Origin of the sequence: Bradyrhizobium sp. CCGB12 (assembly GCF_024199845.1) — a bacterium.
Lineage (GTDB): Bacteria > Pseudomonadota > Alphaproteobacteria > Rhizobiales > Xanthobacteraceae > Bradyrhizobium.
Map to the genome: position 1 here is coordinate 615,576 of NZ_JANADO010000001.1, position 23,285 is coordinate 638,860.

Annotated in this window: 14 protein-coding genes and 2 pseudogenes; 14 read left to right on the forward strand and 2 right to left on the reverse strand. The window is 61.2% G+C overall.

The window, feature by feature from the left end:
* Window positions 1-132: 132 nt before the first annotated feature.
* The 3 genes from NLM27_RS02885 (at window position 133) to NLM27_RS02895 (ending at window position 6,773) form a co-directional block, all read left to right on the forward strand.
* On the forward strand, window positions 133-4,455 hold the full coding sequence (locus NLM27_RS02885) for a strawberry notch-like NTP hydrolase domain-containing protein (RefSeq protein WP_254141900.1): 4,323 nt from the start codon (window positions 133-135) through the stop codon (window positions 4,453-4,455).
* Window positions 4,455-5,516, forward strand: a complete 1,062-nt coding sequence (locus NLM27_RS02890; RefSeq protein WP_254141901.1) for a toprim domain-containing protein — start codon at window positions 4,455-4,457, stop codon at window positions 5,514-5,516. The genes NLM27_RS02885 and NLM27_RS02890 overlap by 1 nt, the downstream gene beginning before the upstream one ends.
* 333 nt (window positions 5,517-5,849) lie before the next feature.
* A complete protein-coding gene (locus tag NLM27_RS02895) occupies window positions 5,850-6,773 on the forward strand; it encodes a DUF2493 domain-containing protein (protein WP_254141902.1) in 924 nt (307 codons plus the stop codon).
* 315 nt (window positions 6,774-7,088) lie between these two features.
* Here NLM27_RS02895 and NLM27_RS02900 read toward each other — a convergent pair whose 3' ends face one another.
* Window positions 7,089-8,687 carry a DUF3363 domain-containing protein gene (locus NLM27_RS02900; RefSeq protein WP_254141903.1) on the reverse strand — a complete coding sequence of 533 codons (1,599 nt, stop codon included), beginning with the start codon at window positions 8,685-8,687 and terminating at the stop codon, window positions 7,089-7,091.
* A 604-nt stretch (window positions 8,688-9,291) separates the two neighbouring features.
* Window positions 9,292-9,825 (reverse strand): lytic transglycosylase domain-containing protein, encoded by a 534-nt coding sequence (locus NLM27_RS02905; RefSeq protein WP_309144730.1) that lies wholly within the window; start codon window positions 9,823-9,825, stop codon window positions 9,292-9,294.
* A gap of 1 nt (window position 9,826) precedes the next feature.
* Here NLM27_RS02905 and NLM27_RS02910 point away from each other — a divergent pair.
* From NLM27_RS02910 to NLM27_RS02960, 11 genes and pseudogenes are all read left to right on the forward strand, one after another.
* Window positions 9,827-10,387: pseudogene (locus NLM27_RS02910) on the forward strand (DUF3363 domain-containing protein); the annotation flags it as partial.
* A gap of 234 nt (window positions 10,388-10,621) precedes the next feature.
* Entirely contained in the window at window positions 10,622-11,821 is a 1,200-nt protein-coding gene (locus tag NLM27_RS02915) for a hypothetical protein (RefSeq protein ID WP_254141904.1), read from the forward strand.
* Window positions 11,818-13,350 (forward strand): collagen-like protein, encoded by a 1,533-nt coding sequence (locus NLM27_RS02920; protein WP_254141905.1) that lies wholly within the window; start codon window positions 11,818-11,820, stop codon window positions 13,348-13,350. The genes NLM27_RS02915 and NLM27_RS02920 overlap by 4 nt, the downstream gene beginning before the upstream one ends.
* A gap of 120 nt (window positions 13,351-13,470) precedes the next feature.
* Entirely contained in the window at window positions 13,471-15,471 is a 2,001-nt protein-coding gene (locus NLM27_RS02925) for a conjugal transfer protein TraG (protein ID WP_254141906.1), read from the forward strand.
* A gap of 9 nt (window positions 15,472-15,480) precedes the next feature.
* A complete protein-coding gene (locus NLM27_RS02930) occupies window positions 15,481-15,918 on the forward strand; it encodes a ribbon-helix-helix domain-containing protein (RefSeq protein ID WP_254141907.1) in 438 nt (145 codons plus the stop codon).
* A 182-nt stretch (window positions 15,919-16,100) separates the two neighbouring features.
* A complete protein-coding gene (locus tag NLM27_RS02935; RefSeq protein ID WP_254141908.1) occupies window positions 16,101-16,763 on the forward strand; it encodes a hypothetical protein in 663 nt (220 codons plus the stop codon).
* Window positions 16,764-16,872: 109 nt separating this feature from the next.
* Window positions 16,873-18,170: pseudogene (locus NLM27_RS02940) on the forward strand (MFS transporter).
* Window positions 18,171-18,504: 334 nt separating this feature from the next.
* On the forward strand, window positions 18,505-19,269 hold the full coding sequence (locus NLM27_RS02945; RefSeq protein ID WP_254141909.1) for an IclR family transcriptional regulator: 765 nt from the start codon (window positions 18,505-18,507) through the stop codon (window positions 19,267-19,269).
* A 400-nt stretch (window positions 19,270-19,669) separates the two neighbouring features.
* Window positions 19,670-21,040 (forward strand): MFS transporter, encoded by a 1,371-nt coding sequence (locus NLM27_RS02950; protein ID WP_254141910.1) that lies wholly within the window; start codon window positions 19,670-19,672, stop codon window positions 21,038-21,040.
* A gap of 32 nt (window positions 21,041-21,072) precedes the next feature.
* On the forward strand, window positions 21,073-22,101 hold the full coding sequence (locus NLM27_RS02955; RefSeq protein WP_254141911.1) for an amidohydrolase family protein: 1,029 nt from the start codon (window positions 21,073-21,075) through the stop codon (window positions 22,099-22,101).
* A gap of 27 nt (window positions 22,102-22,128) precedes the next feature.
* Complete coding sequence (locus NLM27_RS02960) at window positions 22,129-23,280, forward strand: Gfo/Idh/MocA family protein (RefSeq protein WP_254141912.1); 1,152 nt, start codon at window positions 22,129-22,131, stop codon at window positions 23,278-23,280.
* Window positions 23,281-23,285: the final 5 nt, after the last annotated feature.

The following is a 23,285-nucleotide window of genomic DNA, read 5'->3' on the forward strand; positions in this document are numbered from 1 at the left end:
ACAGCGCCGGTCCCATTTTTATTGGAAACGGATGAGAGGGAGAGGCTGGCCGGAAAGGGTTTGAATCGCCGTGGTCTTGAGGAGAGCACCGGGCGGTTCGACCCGTTCCTGCTCTCCGAAAGAAATCCTGCCATGACCGAAACTCTCGTCGGTGGCGCCGCCGCTGCGCCGCTCTCGCTGCGTGCCGCCGCAAGTGTCACCTCCGCCGTTGTTAGGGCTGCGCGACAGCTCTTGACCGATCTCGAACGTGGCCGTCGCATCGATGCGACCGTCCTGCGCAGCGTCATGGAGGCGGGTTTCGGCGCGTCCGATGCGTCGGGCGCCTGGAACTGGAAGACCGCCTATGACGTCTGCGAGGCGGCAACCGTTCTATTCTTGCGCAAGTTCGGTCCGGCTATCCGTCTCAAGGCAGGCTCAACGGAGGCGATGCTGCCGATGCTCGCGAGGGTCGCGACCTATCTGCCGACTCATACGCGGCGCTCCGAGGACAGTCAGACGCTTCAACAGTTCTCGACGCCGATTCCGCTGGGGCTGGCCGCTTGTACCGCAGCCGGCGTCACGCCGGCCGACCAGGTTCTGGAACCCTCGGCGGGCACCGGCTTGCTCGCGATCTTTGCCGAGCTCGCTGGCGGCGCTCTGGTGCTGAACGAATTGGCCGCGTCCCGCGCGTCGCTGCTCGATCATCTGTTCACCGGCGTCAATGTCACGCGGTTCGACGCGGCCCAGATCGATGACCACCTCGAGGTGAGCGTTGTCCCGAGCGTCGTCCTGATGAATCCGCCGTTCTCGACGCTGGCGAATGTCGATCGACGGATGGCTGACGCGGCTCTCCGGCATATTGCTTCGGCGCTCGCCCGTCTCTGCAACGGCGGTCGTCTGGTCGCCATCACCGGCGCGAGTTGTGCGCCGGATAATCCAGCATGGACCGATGCCTTCGTTCGTCTCCAGGAAAAAGGGCGAGTGGTGTTCTCTGCCGCCATCGACGGCGGCGTCTACGCGAAACACGGAACTCATACGGATACGAGGCTGCTTGTGATCGACAAGCTGCCCGCCGTAGATGCGAAGGTTTTTCCTGCCTCGCCGGGCATGGCGGGCGATGTCGGAACCTTGTTTGACTGGGTGAGCCGGCATGTGCCTCCGCGGCTGCCAATTGCAGCCCCGATCGTGCTCGATGTCGTTAGGCGCTCTGCGACGCCGCAATCGCTCGGTACCTTTCCGTCACGCCGATTGTCCGGTTCAGTAGCCGCAACGCAAGAAGGTGCAGAACTTGAGTACGAGACGGTCGAATGGTCGCCGCCGGAAGGCGCTCGACTCACGGATGCGCTTTATGAGGGATACGGATTGCAGTCGATCGGCATTCCGGGAGCGCACGCGCATCCGACCAAGCTTGTGCAGTCCACGGCGATGGCTTCGGTGGCACCGCCAAGACCTTCCTACCGACCGCACCTGCCGGCCAATGTCTTGGCAGAGGGCATCCTGTCGGATGCCCAGCTCGAGAGCGTCATCTACGCTGGTGAAGCGCACTCCAAATTTCTCGCTGGCTCCTGGACGGTCGATGCGACTTTTGACGTCGTGGCTGCTGCCCGTGACGACGAGGAAAATGCCGTCCGATTTCGCCGTGGCTGGTTCTTGGGCGACGGCACCGGCGCGGGCAAGGGACGCCAGGTCGCTGGCGTCCTGCTCGACAATTGGCTCAAGGGCCGCCACCGTGCGGTCTGGATCAGCAAGTCCGACAAGCTCATCGAGGATGCACAGCGCGACTGGTCGTCGCTCGGCATGGAGCGCCTGCTTGTGACACCGTTGTCGCGCTTCCGTCAGGGCACCTCGATCCGGCTTTCGGTGGGCGTCCTCTTTACCACCTACGCTACGCTGCGGACCGATGAGCGTGGCGAGAAGCTTTCGCGGGTTCGGCAGATCGTCGAATGGTTGGGCTCCGACTTCGACGGAGTGATCGTCTTCGACGAGAGCCATGCCATGCAGAACGCGGTCGGGGCCAAGGGCGAGCGCGGCGACCAGGCGGCCTCTCAGCAGGGGCGTGCGGGCCTCAGGCTCCAGCACGCCTTGCCGAATGCGCGTGTTGTTTATGTGTCGGCAACCGGCGCCACAACGGTCCACAATCTGAGCTATGCCCAACGCCTTGGTCTGTGGGGCGGCGCCGACTTTCCGTTCGCCACGCGGGCCGAGTTCGTCGAGGCGATCGAGGAGGGGGGTGTCGCGGCTATGGAGGTGCTGGCGCGCGATCTCAAGGCGCTCGGTCTCTACGCGGCCCGCTCACTCTCCTACGAGGGCGTCACGTATGAGCTCGTCGAACACCAGCTTTCGACCGAGCAGGCGGGCATCTACGACGCCTATGCCGATGCGTTCAGCATCATCCATAACAATCTCGATGCGGCGATGCGAGCCGCTAACATCACCGGCGAGACCGGAACGCTCAACGGGCAGGCCAAATCGGCGGCACGATCGGCCTTTGAAAGCACCAAGCAGCGCTTCTTCGGCCATCTCCTGACTTCGATGAAGACGCCGTCGCTGATCCGATCGATCGAGCGCGATCTCGGCGCCGGCCACGCCGCCGTCATCCAGATCGTGTCGACGGGCGAGGCGCTGATGGAGCGCCGGCTCGCCGAGATCCCGACCGAGGAGTGGGGCGACGTTCGGGTCGACGTCACCCCGCGCGAGTATGTGCTCGACTATCTCGCCCATTCCTTCCCGGTCCAGCTCTATGAACCCTTCACCGACTCCGAGGGCAATCTCTGCTCGCGGCCCGTCTATCGCGATGGCCAGCCGGTGGAGAGCCGAGAGGCCGTCGCCCGCCGCGACTGCTTGATCGAGAAGCTTGCCTCGCTCCCGCCAGTGCCTGGCGCGCTTGACCAGGTCGTGCAGCGCTTCGGCACCGAGATGGTCGCCGAGGTGACCGGCCGCTCCCGCCGCATTATCCGTAAGGGCGACCGGCTGGTGGTGGAAAACCGGGCCGGTTCGGCCAACCTCGCCGAAACCTCGGCCTTCATGGACGATCTCAAGCGGATCCTCGTGTTCTCCGACGCAGGAGGCACTGGGAGAAGCTACCATGCCGAGCTATCGGCACAGAATCGCCGTCTACGGGTCCACTATCTGCTTGAGCCCGGCTGGAAGGCCGACGCAGCGATCCAGGGGCTCGGCCGGACCAATCGGACCAATCAGGCGCAGCCGCCGCTGTTTCGTCCCATCGCGACCGACGTGAAGGCCGAGAAGCGCTTTCTCAGCACCATTGCCCGCCGGCTCGATACGTTGGGAGCCATCACGCGCGGCCAGCGCCAGACCGGAGGGCAGGGCCTGTTTCGGCCCGAGGACAATCTGGAGAGCCAGTATGGGCGTGACGCGTTGCGTCAACTCTACATCCTGCTGGTGCGCGGCAAGGTCGACGGCTGCTCGCTCGAGCGATTCGAGGATGCAACCGGCTTGAAGCTCACCGATACCAACGGGCTCAGGGACGACCTGCCGCCGATCACGACCTTCCTGAACAGGTTGCTGGCGCTCACGATCGAGCTTCAGAACATCCTGTTCACCGTCTTCGAGCAGCTATTGACCGCTCGGATCGAGGGCGCAGTCGCATCCGGCACCTATGACGTCGGGCTGGAAACGCTCCGCGCCGAGAGCTTTGTCATCACCGACCGGCGGACGATCTACACGCACGCCGGCACCGGAGCGGAGACCCGCCTTTTCACCATCACCCAACGCCAGCGCAATCATCCCGAAAGTCTGGACGGCGGTCTCGCTCGTCTTTCCGACAGTGGTGCCGTCCTGCTGATCAATCAGCGCTCGGGACGAGCTGCCGTGCAGGTCCCAGCCCCGAGCTTTATGCTCGACGATGGCGAGATCGAGCGGCGCATTCGCCTGATTCGGCCGATGGAGCAGCACTGCGTCTCACTCAACATGATAGCGGAAAGCCATTGGGTTGAAGCGGATCGCGAGCGTTTTGCAGCAGCCTGGTTGGCGGAGCTTGCAGAGGTTCCCGACTTCACGGAAAGCACGATCCACATCGTGGTGGGCTTGCTGCTACCCATCTGGAAGCGGCTGCCGAACGAATCGACCCGTGTCTATCGGCTCCAGACCGATGCGGGCGAACGTATCATTGGCCGCAAAGTCTCCGCCACCTGGGTCGCGAACGCTCTTTCGGCCGACACGCCGGCGCTGACGCCGGACGCCGCCTTTTCCGCGCTGATGGACGGACGGACCGTCCTTGAGCTTACGGATGGACTCCAACTTCACCGCGCCCGGGTGATGGGCACGCACCGGATCGAACTATCCGGATTCGGCGACATGATGCGCGATCGCCTGCGGGCTTACGGTCTCTTTGGAGAGATTATCTCCTGGAAGCTGCGCATGTTCGTGCCGACCGACGCGAACGGCGTCGAAGTCCTCGCAAGGGTGCTCGAGCGCTATCCGCTGACGCGCATCAGTGCGCGCGAGGCTGCGTGATGCGCCGCGATGCCTCCGAGCTTGCACGCCGCCTCGCGCGCGAAGCCGAAGCGGTGTGCCGTCACTATCTCTCCAACGGCAAGCGGGAGGGGCGGTACTGGCTGGTCGGCGACGTTCACAACACGGCAGGCCGCTCGATGTTTGTGCGGCTCCAGGAGTCACGCAAGGGACCCGCCGGCAAGTGGACCGATGCCGCAACGGGCGAGCATGGCGATCTCCTCGACATCATCCGCGAAAGCTTGGGCTTGCGCGACTTCCGCCAGGTCGCCGAGGAGGCGAGGCGCTTTCTTAAGCTGCCTCGTCCCGAGCCGGAATTGGTCTTGAGGCTCGATCGTCCGGCGGCGCCAGCCGGATCGCAAGCGGCCGCCCGCCGCCTCTTTGCGATATCCAGTCCGATCCAGGGGACCGTGGTTGAGTCGTATCTGCAGCGTCGTGGGATAGCCCACGTGCACCATGGCAGCAGCCTGCGCTTTCATCCACGCTGCTACTATCGGCCGGACGAGCATCTGCCGACCGAGACCTGGCCGGCAATGATCGCATGCGTCACCGATCTCGATGGAAGGATCACCGGCGTACACCGCACCTGGCTCGACCCGGACGGCTTCGATCACGTGCGGCTCGGCAAGGCTCCGATCGGAACGCCACGACGGGCGATGGGCGACCTGCTCGGCAACGCGGTTCGCTTCGGCGTGATGGACGACGTGCTCGCTGCCGGCGAGGGGATCGAAACCATGCTTTCGCTACGCTACGTGCTGCCGACTATGCCGATGGCCGCAGCGCTTTCGGCCAATCACCTCTCAGCCATGTTACTCCCGTCGAGTCTGCGCCGGCTCTACATCGCCCGCGACACCGATGCCGCGGGGGATTTGGTTCAGGCCGTTCTGACTCGGCGTGCAACAGACGCCGGCATTGAAGCAATTCCGCTGTCGCCTCGGTTGGGCGACTTCAACGAGGATCTGCACATCTTCGGTTTCGATGCGCTCCGAGAAGCCTTGCGGTTTCAGCTGGCGCCAGAGGACGCCGTTCGCTTCCTGCATCTGTCGATGGCGGTCGCGGAATAGCCCCCGCTGTTCGATCGACGTTGAAAGGTCGGTCACAGGCGCGGCCCAATACCGGAAGAGGACGCGACCTCGGCCTTCTAGCGGGCGATCGGACGGCAAGCGGCCCGGGCCGGCAATGGCTGCGTCCGGCTATTTTCCGCCGCGCGCAAGCGATGAGAAGACACGAGAGCGATCTGACCAGCGCGCTTTGCATCGCGAAGCAAAATAGCCGGCCTCCGCCATCCTCCGCTGCCGCTTCGGCCCTTTCGGGTTCTGGCCCGCTCCCCCCGCCGCCTGGGTGATCGCCACGAAGGCCGCGATGGGCGCGGCCGATCCGGCAAAGGACCGCTTCCCATGACCGATCAAGACGACATCGAGCCGCCGCACGCCACGTCTTCAACCGACCACGTCCTCACCGAACTACAACTCTTCGGCTATCGTCCTTTTGACGACCAGCCAGATCCGAGACCGCTACCCGAAGGCAAGATGATCACCGGTGCGGTTGCCGATATCTTCGACGCCTTGGTCGCGACGTTGAGCGACACACGGCTTGAGCCGGACCTGGACGAGCTCCTCTGGTCGACCGTCAACCTGTTCCATCGCGCCGTTGACCGCATCGAACGTCATCTCGACGACAACGAACAGGCGCAACACAAGAGTCAGCAAGAGCAGAACGGCTCCGAGGTGCGATCAGTCGAACTCGAGCGCCTGACGGCCGAAGGCATCACGCTGATCGAGCGCCGCAACTGCCTGGAACTCTTCCGCGACCAGGCCATCGAACGCTTTGAGACTCACACCGGCTCATCCTGGCGTCCTCGCTCGGGATCACTGGTCAACCATCGCACACTCACCGCAGCGATGATCGACTCCCGCGACTTCATCGCCGCGAAGCGTCGATCCGAAACCGAGATCATGTTGCCGTCAGGACCGAAGATCGCGCTCACCGGTGGGCTCGACTTCAACGACCATCACCTCATTTGGAATAGACTCGACAAGGTTCATGCCAAGCATTCCGACATGGTCCTGCTCCATGGCGGCTCGCCGAAAGGCGCTGAACTAATCGCCTCCAGATGGGCGACCAACCGCAAGGTACCACAGATCGCTTTCAAGCCTGACTGGACCAAGCACGCCAAGGCGGCACCGTTCAAGCGCAACGATGCCATGCTCGAGCTCCTCCCGATTGGCGTCATGCACTTCCCGGGCACGGGAATCCAGGACAACCTTGCGGACAAGGCGAAGCGGCTCGGCATTCCGGTCTGGCGGTTCGGCGGCGCGTGAGCGCCGTCTGCTCGATATCAAGAAGCAAGGTGGAGTTGCACGCCGCAACTCCGCCTCGTTTCGACAGTACGTCCAAGGTCGCGCCGCGGTGGTGGTGGAAGGCGCGACCAGTAGATCTATGCACATGGAGTCACCACCATGCTCGCCCTTGGGCTTGTCCTCAACGCACTCGGCATCGGTTTGTTCTGCTGGGCGATCCTCGCACTTGCCGTATATGCCCTGCCGTTCTTCGTCGCGCTGAGTCTCGGAATGACTGCGTTTCAGAACGGCGCCGGCGTTGCCGGCGCGCTGCTTATCGGAATGGCCGGCGGCGCGTTAACGCTTGTGCTTGGTCAGGTGACCGTCGCCGTCAGTCGGTCCTTGGCTTTGCGCATCGTGATCGCGGCAGCATTCGCCTTCCCCGCCGCAATTGCTGGCTATCATGCAATGTTCGCCCTGTCCCAGATCGGGGTGCCTTCGCCGGCCTGGCGTGAGGTCTTCGCTTGCCTGGGCGCCATTTGCGTTGGCGTGACGGCGTGGATACGGCTGACCGTCTTTGCGGGTGAACAGCCCGCTCGGGCTGGTCGGAGCGCTTGAGAAGGCTTCCCAACCAATTCTTACGGCAGCCGCGCGCCGGGGATGCGGGAAGCACCGCTCGTTGCGGTCGCTTACGCAGTCGAACTCCCGTTCGACCGTGACTTCGAGTTTCGCGCGCATGCAGCGCGGCGGCTCAACGATGGCGCCGACCGGCCCATCACCGGTCATCTCGATGTCCGCAAAGCGCAGATGGTGAGTGCGGCCGTCTACACCGACGATGATCGCATACGCGGATCCTTTGAGCTCATCGTCAAGACCGCGTTTGACGAGGCGGCCCAGGACCGAATCGGCGGGCTCTTCGCCGTGAAGAGCAAAGGTGCTGATGTCCGGCTCGCGACCGGCCCCAACCAGAGCCTGATGCATCGTCTTGATGATGTCGCCGCGCATGCCAAGCTGACGAAGCGTCTGATCGAGGCCAGGTTTCAGGGTCCAACAGACGGGACCTGCCGGTTCTGCCAAGCCAAGGCGTTCCAGCTTGGCGGCCCTGCCGAGCAGCAAGGTGCGCAGTTCTGGGTCCTCGATATCGTCGCTCGGCCTCAGGTCTGCCACTCCCCCATTCGCGTCGGAAATGTCCCGCAGCGCCCGGTCAAGGCTGGTCCAGCGCTCCGCATCGACCTCCCGCCCCAAGCTTGCGCGAATCTCGTGCTCGCTGCGGGGCCCAAGCTCGAGAGTGATGCGCTCCGCCGCCCGATCCCGGAGGCCGCGGCTGATATACTCGCGGCTGATCACAAGGTCCTGACCGTTGTCAGCACGCCCGCGGACGAGGATGTGGACATGCGGATTGTCCGTATTCCAATGATCCACCGCGATCCATTCGAGCCCGGTTCCGAGATCCTTCTCGACGTCACGCATCAGCTCGCGCGTGAACGTCTTAAGCTCCCCCAGCGCTGCGCCATCCTCGGGCGAGACGATGAACCGGAAGTGATGACGATCCTCTTCGCAACGCGCGGCGAAGGCGCGCTCGTCCGCCGCATCACACGTCCTGTCAAACATGCGCGCGTCTTCGCCGTCACGCGTTACGCCATCACGCTTGAGATAGGCCAAGTGCTTGGGCAGCGGTGCCGATCGAAAGCGCGAGCCTTTGTGACGCACAACGCGTGCTTTTGTCACGACCCGCCGGGCATTCGAGCGCAGGCGGATGGAGACTGCCGCGCGACGGCCGCGTCCGAAATGGGAACGACTGTGAGCCTGGCCTGATCGGAATCTGTTGCCGACATGACCCGCCCGCTTTGCTGACCTCATCACCTCCCCGACAAAGCTCTTCGGGCGCTTGGCCCCACGGTTGCCGTGGTGGATGCGGCCGGGTCGGATCCGCAGGTCGTCGTCACGTGACGTCACGGCTGTAACCCCTGCTTCTGCACCGAGTGTACGGCGCGCGAGGTATTGATTGCGCTCGAGAAATCGCGAAAGGCGACGGCAGGAACTATTGCCCGCACGACAAAATCCCCTCTCCAACCAACCACATAAGCCGAGCCGACGGCCGGCCTTTTCCCTTGCCATCCCCGGTCGCTGGTCGCCAGGGCCCAACTTCTAGGACAACGGGCTCTCAGTACTCGCGACGATTTGCGACAAAATGCAGTTCGAGTCATAGCGGTGGATCATCCAATAGCGCCTGCCCGAACGCGCCGACTGGTGGGGGATTCATTGCGAACGAGCCGCCGCGACTTTGGCAGTTGACTTGCGAAGCCGCCCACTGTTTGCGAGCGAAGCGAGCGCTTGCGATAGCGATCGTCACCCGGAGGGCCGAGACACCCGTAGGGTGGCTCGGTGAGGAGCGAAGCGACGAGTAGAGCGCGGGCCGAAGGCATCGCCCGTATGCCAGCAGCACGTTAATATCGCACTCCTCCGCGAACTCTTGTGAGCGAGGGTCTTTCAGTAGCAAACTCGAAAGACTTAGCATCATGATCGTGTTGCAGCGTTTCGAATGCGAACCGAATGTCCGTCACCGTGCGCCCGCCCGGTCAACAAACAGGGGAGCCTCCCGCCAAGGAAGTGCACGCCTGCCGTCAGCTGCGGCATGTTCACCCTGCTCGTTATCCAGCAATGGCGTGACCGCTGCGACGTAGGCCGTAGTTTCGGATGGAAGCGGCTTTCCTGTTACGAGGTGCTGTTCATATCGCCGCGGACCTGCATGGTAGGCCGCAAGAAAGCCTGCCGAGCCGAAACGATCGTGCATCTCTTTAAGATATGCAGTGCCCGCCAGTATGTTGTCGCGAGCGTCAAACGGATCGAGACCGAGACCATAGCGAGCGCTGAGCTCCACCCAAGTGCCGGGCATGAGTTGCATCAGGCCTAGTGCGCCGCGAGGCGACGTTGCACATCGTTCACCCCCGCTCTCAATCTTCATCACTGCGCGAATCCAACGCGCCGGGACGGCAAAGCGATCGGACGCTTCCGTTATAAGAGCGCCAAACCGTTCGACGGGATTTTCACGGGACACGTTCTGCGCGGATGCGGTGCCTTCGAAGAAGGACAACGGTATGATCGGAGAGGGGCGCATCTACGACGATGCGAACGGACGCAGGCGCGTGTCGCTGGCGATCCGATCAGATCTGTCGATCGATGAACAAGTGGTCGCGAAGGGCAGCACCTGGCTCGACCGTCAGCTCCTTACCAAGGATCCGCCGCTCAGCCGCAGCGGCTTTGGTGCCGAAGTCCGGGATGCAATGGACGCGCGCGTCGATCACCTCATTGAGCAGGGCTTGGCTCGCCGGCACGGGCAACGCGTGGTGTTCGCCCGCGACTTGCTTGCGACGTTACGAAGTCGGGAGCTAGAGGCCAGCGCCAGCAAGGTTTCGGCTGAAACGGGGCTTGACCACCGTTTGGCTGCCGAGGGCGATCCAATTTCTGGCATCTATAGGCAACGAGTGACCCTCGCCTCGGGCCGCTATGCCATGATCGATGATGGGCTCGGTTTCCAACTCGTGCCATGGCGGCCGGCCCTGGAGCAGCGCCTTGGAAAGCAGGTGACAGGCGTCATGATGGCGGGCGGCAGGATCGATTGGGATTTTGACCGCAAGCGTGGATTAGGCATCTAGTTGTGCTGATGACATGCCTTAACTGCTGCCAAGAACAACTTCCTTTTGACAAAACGGGTCCCCGCCCAATACAATTCGGAATTGCAAGATTTTGATGATGCTCTTACTGCCTGATGGGCAGGGCAAAGATGCCGGTACCGCTTCGCCGGACCGGCGATAGGTAGCTGGCGTCGGGCGCTATCCTCCATAAGTAGTCGCACTCGATTTGTACTCAGGGAGCATTTGAGAAGATACATGACTGAACCAGCGGAAGGTGACGTTTGGAAACACGCTCAAAAGATGTCGCCGCGTGTTGCTCGTTTTGTTTTTGGTGGTTACCTGGTGCTCGCTGCGGCCGCGATCGTGCTCTCGTGGCGAGTTGCGCCATCTGCCCTTGTGCCAACGGCAGTGTTCATCCTGGTGCTCGCGACAATCGTGGCCTTGCTGGTTCAGGCCTTGAGCCGTCCAACTGGCTACCCAGCGGCGGTCGCTCTCTGGGCCATGCTGGCCGGTTGCATTGCCGTCGCGATTTTGTTCGTCACTTCAGCTTTCTTCGGTCTACCGGAAAGGGGGGCCACGCTCGTCGCAAGAATGCTTAAGCAAAATGAACTTGCGATCTTAAGCGGTGGGGATCCTGCAATCTATCTCGGTCCTGGAGCTGTTGCCATCCCGGGGAGCTATAGGGCCGACCCCGACGTAAATGGTGACCGCTTTGACCGCATATCCGAACTGTCCAAACGGGCCCCGCTAATTCTGAAGGGTACCACCGTCGTCTTGGACGCGCCTGCCTTTCATTTCGGGATACTCCGCCTCGAAGATGTAAAGCTAATCACTCGAGGACAAAACGTTACGATCGAGGCCGTGAGAATCGAAACTGCCGGAAATGTTTCGATAGAGGCCTATGCGTCGCTTCCTTCGTCCGCCCCTGGTGCAGCCGGAGGACAACTCAAACTGATCGTTTACGACCGCATTCGTGGCCAGCTCCTGGTGGACCTTTCTGGAACGAGTGGAGCGAAGGGAGCCGATGGACGCAACGGTGTGACTGGTGCGGGCGGTGCGCCCGGTGAAAATTCGGCCCAAAGCCTGTTCGACTGCAAGCACGGTGGTGGCCCTGGTGGTCCAGGGCAGCCGGGCGGCAAGGGGGAGGATGGAGCGCCCGGTTCGCAGGGCGGGGACGGAGGAACGCTGTTTTTTGTCGCCGCAGATCCCGATCGCCTCTTCAACTCAATCAGATTCATTGCGAACGGCGGTGAAGGTGGCCAGGGTGGGCGGCACGGTACCGGAGGACCCGGCGGACCGGGCGGACCGGGTGGTCACGGCGGAGGCTTCTGCGGTGGAGGTCAGGCCGGCCCGCAAGGCCCTTCGGGCCCTGACGGACGGGACGGTGCCATCGGAAAGGCGGGGAATGGCGGAAGCGTAGTCAAATTGAACTTAGACAGCGAGATCCCGCAATGACGGATCTGGCACCTGACCCGTTCAAGGTTGGCGATTTCATTCGTTCCATTCCGAACAAGCCGGCCCGCTTGGTGCTCCTTATTACGCTTGCGCTGATGCTACTGGCGGGAGTGGCATCTTATTTTGCCAATGCAGAGCGCGCGATCGAAGCTGTCAGCGTTACATTCATTTTTCTGTATCTTGCTCTGCTTGCGATCGCAGTCTCGATCGCTGTCGTCCCTGTTGGAGATCAGACGACTGAAGACCAGATCGTCAAAGCCAAAAATGCGCAACGGAATGCCCGCGGCAGCCTGCTACTCGTGCTTGGGCTTGGACTCATTGTGCTAGCCACACTCAATTTTATGATCTTGCCAATCTGGTCGGCTGCCATTTTTGAACTTCACTATCAACGTCTCAAATATGCAACAGCCGACGTTGGGAGCTTTTTGGACGGTCTTGAGTCATCCGGCCCCTCGGCCGTGCAAGATCTACAGTTGGGCGAGCTAAAGACGACCGGCGACCGCATTTCCGATGCGCGCTCCTTCCTGCATCTTTTCAATCAGGACAGCTTTACGGTTCCCAGCCAGGATATACGAGAATTCAAGGGCGATGCCGTTATCGCTGCGCGAGAAGTCGTCTTCGACAATACGAGCTCTCTCAGGATTGGAAGCAAGCATCTCTTCATCATGACGAACAGCTTGCAGTTGGCGGGGGACAAGGAGCAGCCTCAGATCTATGCATACGGCCCCGACGATGTGCCATCTGATGTCGGGTTGGACCCGAAGACCCCCGGGCTGAATGGTGCCGATGCTGGAAGCGTGACCATTGTTGTTTTGGGAGACGTCAAGGGAGATGGGCTGCTCAGAGTCGATTTAAGGGGCCAGCGGGGAGGAAAAGGCGCACACGGGGAGCAACCTCCTGCACGACCTCGAGCCGCCGACCGGCGGTCGCTTGCAGGCCGTCCGAAGTGGTCGTTTCGCCCTCCTCGAAGGGAGGAGTTGGATGAATTTAACAAGAAGGTCGCCGAACAACTTCGAGACCCGAAAATGGACGACGAAACAAAGCAATTGCTGAAGCAAAACCAAGTGGCATTTGCCTCCTGCACCGACCCGCAGACAAGCTGTAAGCTTATTTTATGTGACGAACCGAATTGGGGGACGAACGCACGGGGAGAGCCAGGGACGCAGGGAGAGGACGGCCGAGATGGCAGCCCTGGGGGTAAGGCTGGACAGCCCGGTAGTCTAAAGATTTATTTCCTCAAGAGCCAATCCACGCTGCAGAAAGCTTTGGCATCAAAAGTGCGATGGTGGCAAGGAGAGACCATCGATCATGCTCCTCCGCTCCAACGCAAGGGCGAAGGCGGTGATCCGAGTGCCCCCGGGTCGCCCGGCGCTGGCGGCTTAGGTTTGCCAAGCGATCCATTCGGCGTTTGCGGGGCGGGCGCCACTGGCACGACGGGGGAGCAAGGACGGCCAGGCAACAAGGGCAAGGACGGGCCAGATCCTTCTCCAGGAAAGCCCGCCTCACTTCGGGGGGTGTCCCTTTTCTGATCTGTTCGCTTGAGTGAATTTTTTAAGGGGACTCTACCAAGCGTAGCCGAACGCCGCCGCTCGTACTCCGCGAGTTCGACAACTCTTGCTGATAGGCATATTCCAGATGTCGTTGTCGTCATGTCGACAACGAAAGTGCTTTGGGGCCAAATCACGCTTGTCCTTGCTATCGTGCTCATCACCACGTGGGCAGCGACGCAATGGGTTGCCTGGAGGCTGGGATTTCAGCCTCGGCTCGGATCGCCCTGGTTTGAGCTCGGCATGCCCATCTACCTCCCGCCCGCCTTCTTTTGGTGGTGGTACGCATACGATGCCTATGCCCCCAAAATCTTCGTCGAGGGCGCCTGCATCGCGGCGTCCGGCGGGGTGATCTCGATCATCGTCGCCTTCGGAATGTCGATCTGGCGGGCGCAAGAGGCGAAGACCGCGGCAACCTATGGTTCGGCCCGGTGGGCACTGCAGAATGAAATCGGCAGCGCGCAACTCTTGGGAGCGGACGGTGTCGTGCTCTGTCGGCTTGATCGCAATTACCTTCGACACGACGGGCCCGAACATGTGCTCTGCTTCGCGCCAACGCGATCGGGCAAGGGTATTGGCCTCGTAGTGCCGACGCTCCTGACATGGCCGGGTAGTTGCATCGTACACGACATCAAGGGCGAGAATTGGCATCTGACCTCTGGCTTTCGCGCACGCCATGGCCGGGTAGTCTTGTTTGATCCCACCAACCGCAACTCGGCGGCCTACAATCCCCTCCTGGAGGTACGTCGCGGAGAATCGGAAGTTCGGGACGTCCAGAACATCGCGGACGTGTTGGTCGATCCGGAAGGTGCCCTGGAACGGCGTAACCATTGGGAGAAGACCAGCCATTCCCTGTTGGTCGGCGCGATCCTGCACGTTCTTTATGCCGAGCAGGACAAGACTTTGGCTGGAGTCGCAAAATTCCTGTCGGATCCCAGGCGCCCGATCGAAGCGACCATGCGCGCGATGATGTTGACGGTTCATCTTGGCGATGCCGGCGTTCACCCGGTCATCGCCTCGGCGGCCCGGGAGCTCCTGAACAAGAGCGACAATGAAAGGTCCGGCGTCCTTTCAACTGCGATGTCGTTCCTTGGGCTTTACCGCGATCCGGTTGTGGCACAGGTGACACGCCGCAGCGACTGGCGGATCCGCGATTTCGTGGAGGCAGACCAGCCGACAACGCTTTACCTGGTGGTGCCGCCCTCCGACATCAGCCGGACCAAGCCGCTCGTACGGCTGATCCTCAACCAGATCGGCCGCCGCTTGACTGAAGATCTGAACGCCAAGGGACGCCGGCATCGTGTGCTGTTGATGCTGGACGAGTTTCCAGCCCTCGGCCGACTGGACTTCTTCGAGTCGGCGCTCGCGTTCATGGCTGGCTATGGTCTCAAGAGTTTTCTGATCGCCCAGTCCCTCAATCAGATCGAGAAGGCCTATGGTCCGAACAATTCGATCCTGGACAACTGCCACGTCCGCGTGTCGTTTGCCACCAATGATGAACGAACTGCCCGGCGCGTGTCGGAGGCGCTGGGAACCGCGACCGAACTGCGCGCCATGAAGAACTATGCAGGCCATAGGTTGAGCCCGTGGCTCGGTCACCTCATGGTGTCTCGGCAGGAGACGGCACGTCCGCTTCTGACGCCTGGCGAGGTGATGCAATTGCCGCCGGACGATGAGCTGGTTCTGGTTTCGGGGTGTCCGCCGATCCGTGCGAAGAAGGCGCGCTATTTCGAAGACCCGCGGTTTCGTGAGCGATTGCTTCCGCCGGCCACGTCTGATGGCGCGGGGAGCCGCGTTTTGCCTGCGGCGGATGACTGGAGCACGTTACGGCTGCCGGGCATCACGCGCAAAGCGCAGAAATCAAGGGTTCAAGAACAACAGAGCGAATCCATCGACGACCCCGCCAATGGTGGCATCAGGCGAGAGCCGGAACTTCCCGTACATGAAGATGTGGCACCGGATCCGGTTCCCGTGAAGACCGAGTTCGAATTTACCGACGAAGATTCCGATGACGACATCCAGCGTGCTGGCGAACTACGCCGCTCGGTGACAAGTGTGGCCCGCCAGGCCGCGATGGATCCCGATGATGGCCTTGGTCTTTAGGGTGAGGCGATGCGAACCAAACATACATTTCGCCTGCCACCAGATCTCGCCAGCCAGTTAGCGGACTATGCCAACCGGAAGCGGGTGCCACAGGCCCTCATCGTCGAATCGGCACTGTCATCATTCCTCTCCCCGGATGGCTCCGAGCGCATGGAAGCGGCTCTCGGCCGGCGGTTGGACCGGCTGGCGCGCCAAGTGGAGCGTCTCGAGCGTCACGTGATAATTTCGAATGAAGCACTGGCGTTGTTCGTCCGTTTCTGGCTGACGGCGACGCCGCCCTTGCCGGATACCGCGCAAGCTGCTGCACAGGCCAAGGGCCGAGAACGCTATGAAGGGTTCATTGAGGCGTTGGGGCGCCGCCTCGCTCGAGGCCAGAGCCTCGCGCAGGAAATTACTTTGGATGTCGAGCCGCATGGCCGGACGGTCGACAAACCTGATCCTGCTTGAGCGGCCCGCCGATTCCTGCTTTCGCTACGCCAAATTACGACGTCGACGATTGTGAGGTTGAGGAAATCTCGGGACTGCTCCTTCTGTCACCTGCCGCTGCTGAAGTCAGCTTATTCGATGATCGGATCTTCGGCCTCGCTGATTGCGAGCGTCGCTGCACCGATCAAGGGGGAGGGGAGATCATGACAGCCGACAGCGAACGCAATGGCCAAGTCAACTTGAGCTTGGATCAAGCTGAGACGAACGCCTCGCCGATTCCAACTGAAATCCTTCGAACCAGAAAGGTCTGCGTTCAACTTTCCGAGGCGACTTTCGAGCGCTTGGAGGCTGCAACCAGTCAGGCGGGCACCGGCAAGAGCATCTTCATAGAGACCGCGCTTGAGCATTTCTTGAATCCGGCTCCGCCGGCGGAAAGCATGCTTCACGAAGCCCTGCATCAAATTGGCGATCAGATTGAACGCCTAGAGAGTGAAATTGCGATCATCACCGAGACGGTCGCATTGCACGTTCGTTATCACCTCACGGTGACGCCCCCGATGTCGCCATCGCGGCAGCGCGATGCCTGCGTGCTGGGTGACCTGCGGTTTAAGGCCCTGGCCGAGCAGGTTGATCGACGCGTGCGCTTAGGTCAGTCGCTGATGCGGGAGACGGTCGCCGGTCTCAGTCCGACCGAGCGCAACGCCTCTCCACCTCGGAGTGATAGAGAGGCAGTGCCCTGTCGTCCGGAAGATCAGGATGACGTCCTCGCCGACGTCGCCCCAAACGCGGAATCCGAGCAGGCTGCTGCCGTCCAGGAGGACGGCAGCAACCATAACTTTCGAAGTTTGCCAGACGCGTTCTGCTGACTCGATTGAGGCGGCCGGAGAGAGCGCAGGCGAGATCCCGCTCAAGCCATCTGGCGCATCCGGTTATCCGAAGGGAAATGCCACGAGGCGCCTTCCAAAATGGCGGCTGATGTTCGGCGTCTTTTTGCCGTTCGCGGCAGGCTACTATCTTTCCTATCTGTTCCGAACGATCAATTCGTTGATTTCTGAGTCTCTATCGGCTGACCTGGGTCTTGATGCCAGCAGTCTCGGGCTGCTGACATCAGTCTATTTCCTCATCTTCGGGGCCGCGCAGATTCCAATCGGAATCTTGTTGGATCGTTTTGGCCCGCGCCGGGGCAGAGCGCGTTGCTGCTCGCCGCGTCGCTGGGGGCCGCTCTGTTCGGTGCTTCGACCGGTTTCCTGTCACTCCTGCTCGCTCGCGCAATGATTGGTTTTGGCGTAGCAGCCGCATTGATGGCTGGCTTGAAAGCGATCGTTCTCTGGTTTCCAAGAGAACGGGTCGCGCTGATGAACGGATATATGATCATGCTGGGTGCCTTGGGAGCGGTGACAGCAACCCTACCTGCCGAATGGTTGCTGAGTTGGGTGGGCTGGAGGGGGCTATTCGAGAGTTTGGCGATCACAACGCTCGCGACCGCCCTTCTGATCTTTCTTGCAGTTCCAGAGGCCCGCATGACACAGCAGGCACGACCGGCAGGGCTCCGGCTGGAAGCGATCGTCATCAATCGACGCTTCTGGCGAATTGCGCCTCTTTCCGCAACCTGCGTTGGCTCGGCCTGGTCGTTGCAGGCATTGTGGGCCGCACCCTGGCTCATCGACGTGGAGGGGCTCAATCGTGAGGCCATGGTGGCGCAATTGTTCGTCATGGCGATCGGCATATGCGTCGGCGCCTTGTTGCTGGGCACCATTGCGGACCGGTTGCGTAGCCAAGGCGTGGGCTCGGAAGCGCTGCTCGCGGTCGTGGCGTCAGTGTTCGTCTTGGCGGAGATTGCGCTAATCCTTCGTCTGCCGCTCCCCACTATGTTGCTTTGGTCAGTGGTTTCTGTTGTGGGCGCCGTCACGGTGCTCAGCTACGCGGCGATCGCAGAATACTTTCCAACCGAGCTCGCGGCCCGTGCCAATGGCAGCCTGAACGTACTGCATTTCGGGTGGGCCTTCGCCGTTCAGTGCGGAACCGGGCTCATATTGCAGCAATGGCCCGTTCAGAACGGACATTATCCGCTGATGGCCTACCAAGTGGCCTTTGGGTTGAGCGTTGCTGCACAGGTAATGGCGCTGGCTTGGTTCGCCCGGCCCTGGATCAGTGCCCTGGGACTTGCCGGAGTCTTCCTTCACAGTCGCGAGCGAACCGGAGAGACTGTCGAAGCGATCATTCCACTCATCGAGTATTCAATTGTCGAGGGACAACCCGATGCGGAGTGGTGATGTCGAACGAAAGTGGGCAGAATAGCTTCGCAAGATGCGGCGCGACCGATTTGCCAACCGCACACTCGATCGAACCGATGTGGCGAGGTTGCCAGAGAAGCTCCCCCTCGACGCTCGTTCATGGAGGCACCAAAGGCCCCAGCGATCGGACTGACGGCGGATCAGCATGAGTTGACAAGGGGTTGGCTGCCCCATACGGTTTCAATCACGGCGAGATTTCGAAGCAGAAGAACATCCTTTGTCAAGGACCGGCACAAAGCACGCATCTTCGCGGCGGTCTTCCGCGAAGACCGAAGCGCGGGATTCAGATCGGCTGCGCAGCACAGTGCAATCGTTGGCCAAGGGCTTTCGCCTTCTCGAGGCTTTTGGCCCAGATCGCGAAGAACTGACATTGAGCGAGCTGGCGATCGCGGCGGCGCTCGATCCCGGAACGACCCACCGCATGCTGAACACGCTTGTTGATCTCGGTTACGTCGACCGGGTCCCGGACAGCCGACGTTTCCGCTTGACCTTGAAGGTTCTTGATCTCGGCTTTCGGGCCATCGCTCACCAGGATTTACGTACGATTGTGCGACCGGTTCTGCGCACGCTTGTCAATGACACGAGCGAGGCAGCAAGTTTCGGTGTGCTCGATGGTGCAGAAGTGCTCTACATCGAGCGCGTTCGAGCGGGGCTGACGCGCATCAGTGTTGACATACAGCTCGGCACCACAGTCCCGGCTCACCAAAGTATTATTGGCCATAGTATTCTGGCGTTTCGTCCGGAATCAGAGTTGAAGAGTTTGGCGGCGCTGCCTCAGCGGCGAAATCCCTCGACGTATCAACCGATCGAATGGAGCGACATCGGTCCCTCCCTCGCGGAGATTCGAAAAAAGGGGTACGCGCTGCGCCCTTCTACGCTGAGCCAGGGGTTGCGCATTTTGGCGGTGCCTGTGCGTGATGCCGATGGGCTTGCGATCGGCGCGATCAGTATCGCTTCGCCCGTGGGACGCATTTCGGAAGCTGAGTTTCGTTCGCTTGCACTTGAGCCCGCGCGAGCTGCCGCGCACAGCATCTCGCGTGCCATTGAAGCGTCGGGAAGTATCGGGCCAAGCCTCTAGCACAAAGCCACCCGTAGCTCTTTGCAGAAGGCGTTTCGCATCGCGAGGCGCTGTAGGCGTGGCGTAGATCACGCTTGCGCGGTTGTGCTCGCGCTGATGTTGGATTTCACGCCGAATCTAGGGCCCGCTCGCCGTGTCCGAGAGGTATTTGCCACCGGCTTCGACAGGCGGCTGCGGCCTGAACCAATCGCGATCCAAATCGTAACCTGCCAAATTCCCGCGCATTTTCAGTGAATTGCCGCTCGCGTCCGAGGGACCGCCGGCGGTTGCCTTCAGAACACGTTTGACAGGGGCGAAAAGGCCGCATAAGACACTTCGAATAACGAAAAAAACTTCGCAATCCGAAAAGTGACGATTTTCGCAGCGTCCTTTGGAATTGAGACGGAAACGGGAGGTTAAATTGCTGCAAGCCACGACACCTCTGCCGCCGCCCAGCGCCGAGCTGATCGCCGCACGCCTTGATCGGCTGCCGGTGACGCGGCGGCTGTCAATCATTCGCATTGTGATCGGGGCAGCGACGTTCTTCGACGCCTATACAGTCCTTGCCATCGCATTCGCGATGCCGGTGCTGGTGCGGGAATGGAGTCTATCGCCCGCGGAAGTCGGAGCGATTCTCTCACTCGGTTACGTCGGCCAATTGATCGGTGCCGTCTTCTTCGGCTGGCTTGCAGAACGCATCGGCCGGATAAAGGTGCTCTGGATCACGATCACGCTGTTTGTCGGCATGGACATCGCGTGTCTGTTTGCGACCGGCGCGGTCTCGATGATGCTTTGTCGTTTCGTTCAGGGCATCGGAACCGGGGGGGAGGTGCCCGTTGCGAGTGCCTATGTGAACGAGATGATCGGCAGCCGAAAGCGTGGCCGCTTCTTCCTGTTGTACGAGGTGATCTTCCCCGTCGGGCTCATGTTCGCGGGAGTCGTCGGGTATTTCCTGGTGCCGCTATATGGCTGGCGGGCCATGTTCCTGGTTGGCTTGGTGCCGTCCGTCCTGATGTTTCCGCTGCCCTTCCTCATGCCTGAGTCGCCGCGATGGCTTGCAGCGCGTGGGCGCCTTGCGGAGGCCGATGCCGTCGTCAGCGAATTCGAGCAATCCGCCGAGCGCAGCGGACACGTGCTTGCCGAGCCTTCTCCGCTGGCCTCGCTCACCGTCGCCCGTACCGATTGGCACGAACTGTTTCGTGGCATCTATCGTGGCCGAACTTTCATGATCTGGACCCTGTGGTTCTGCGCGTACATGGTGCTGAACGGCATGATCACGTGGATGCCGACTTTGTACCGCGAGGTCTTCAAGCTGCCCTTGGAAACCAGCCTCGCTTACGGCTTCACCACGTCGGCCTGCGGGGTTGTTGCATCGATCGTTTGCGCCCTTCTTATCGATCGCGTTGGACGAAGGAATTGGTATGCGGCTGCATTCGCGTTGGCTGTGATACCGCTCGCATTGCTCGCCATCACGGGCGCCGACACCGTACTGCACGTTCTCGTGCTTGTGTCGACGGCTTACGCCATCGTTCAGACGATCGCCTTCTCGATGTACCTCTATTCGGCAGAGCTTTACCCAACACGGTTGCGTGCTCTCGGGACCGGCTGTGGAAGTGCTTGGCTTCGTCTCGGCTCGTCGACGGGGCCGCTGGTTGTCGGCTACGTGTCGACGGCAGCCGGCATAGGCAGTGTTTTCGCCGTGTTCGGATGCGTTTTGGCCCTCGGCGCCGTCGTGACATGGGCATTCGCAGTCGAGACTGCCGGGAAGTCGCTCGAGACTCTGTCTCCTTAGTTCAGTTTTCCTCGTCTTGCGGAGTAATACACGTGCCGGAATTCATCGACGCTTGGACTCACATCTTCCCGCCGAGCTACTTCGAGCGTCTGCAGACGATGGCGTCGGCCGCCGGGCCGCTACGGCGCTGGATGGAGCTCAAGCCGCTATACGACCTTGACCAACGTTTTCGCCTGATGGACGGGTTCAGCGGATACCGGCAACTGTTGACGCCGTCGATGCCGCCCATAGAGGACCTCGCCGATGGAGCGCTGGCGACAAGCCTCATGCGGTTGATGAACGACGGCCTGGCAGATCTGGTGCAGCGGCATCCTGATCGATTTCCTGGCTTCGCCGCGGCGCTGTCTCTGCACGATATCGACGAGGCCCTGGCGGAAATTGCACGAGCGGATTCGATAGGGGCTGCCGGGTTTCAGCTTTGCACGCATGTACGGGGAATTCCGTTGGATGATCCGCGCTTCGCCCCAGTCTTTGACGAAATTGCAAAACGCGATCTCGTCATCTGGTTGCACCCCGTGCGCGGACCGTTGCCCGACTATCCGACCGAGTCCAAGTCCCGCTACGAAATCTGGTGGTGCTTCGGCTGGCCCTACGACAGCAGCGTCGCAATGGCGCGGCTGGTCTTCTCAGGACTATTCGATCGTCATCCAAACCTCAGGATCATCACCCATCACATGGGGGCGATGATTCCCTATTTCGCTGGGCGTATCACTCAGGGATGGGGACTTGAAATGGGCAGTCGCACGCCACCGGCGGACAGCGACTTGCTGCCGAAGCCTCTCAAGAAGCCAGCTGAAGATTATTTTCACATGTTCTTCGCGGATACGGCGCTTTCGGGGGCTGTCGGTGCCACGCGGTGTGGGCTCGACTATTTCGGTGCGGACAAGGTGCTATTCGCCAGCGACTTCCCGTTTGACTCGGAGGGCGGAAGCTATCTCGTTCGAGAGACGATCAATGCGCTCAATGCACTCGAGCTGAGCGAAGCCTTTCGCCGCAAGATCGATAGCGGAAACGTCCTGCGTCTTATCGATCGCCGCGCGCGGTCTCCACTCACAGTCTGATCCCAACTGAAGAGGAAGAAACATCATATGGCTACTCATCGTCTTGGTGTGATCATGCACGGCGTCACCGGCCGCATGGGTCTCAACCAGCATTTGATCCGTTCGATCATTGCGATCCGTGATCAAGGTGGCGTCACAATGTCCAACGGCGACCGGGTGGTGCCGGATCCGATCCTGGTCGGCCGCAATCCCGACAGGATCGAGCGGTTGGCAAAGAGTCTCAACGTCGCGCGCTGGACGACGGATCTCGATGGCGCCCTGGCTGACAAGAACGATACAATCTTTTTCGACGCAGCCACGACCCAGGCCCGACCTGGCTTGCTCGCGAAGGCGATCGAGGCCGGCAAGCACATTTATTGCGAAAAGCCTATCGCGACCGGTCTCGAGGAAGCCCTGCGCGTGATCAAGCTGGCCAACGCCAAGGGCGTCAAGCACGGCACTGTCCAGGACAAGCTGTTCCTGCCAGGAATGAAGAAGCTGGCGATGCTGCGCGACAGTGGTTTCTTCGGCCGCATGCTGTCTGTTCGCGGTGAGTTCGGCTATTGGGTCTTCGAGGGCGATTGGCAGTCTGCCCAACGGCCTTCTTGGAATTACCGCGCCGAGGACGGCGGCGGCATGATCCTCGACATGGTCTGTCATTGGCGCTACGTGCTCGACAATCTTTTCGGTGAAGTGGAAAGCCTGACCTGCATTGGAGCCACCGACATCCCAGAACGCTGGGATGAGCAGGGCAAGAACTACAAGGCAACTGCGGATGATTCCGCATACGCCACATTCCGCCTCAAGGGCGGGGTCATTGCTCATATGAATATGTCCTGGGCGACGAGGGTCTACCGCGACGACCTCGTTACGTTTCAGGTCGACGGTACCCACGGCTCCGCGGTCGCCGGTCTGACCGATTGCGTCATCCAGCCCCGACAGGCAACGCCTCGCCCGGTGTGGAATCCCGACGAGAAGCGTGTCCACGACTTCTACGCAGACTGGAAGGAAGTCCCCAGCAACGACTCCTACGACAACGGGTTCAAAGTGCAGTGGGAAATGTTCATCCGTCATGTCTGCGAGGACGCCCCCTACAAATACACACTGCTCGAAGGAGCCAAGGGCGTGCAACTCGTCGAATGTGCACTGCAAAGCTGGCGCGAACGGCGGTGGGTCGACGTAGCCCCGCTCAAAGTGTGAGGAGC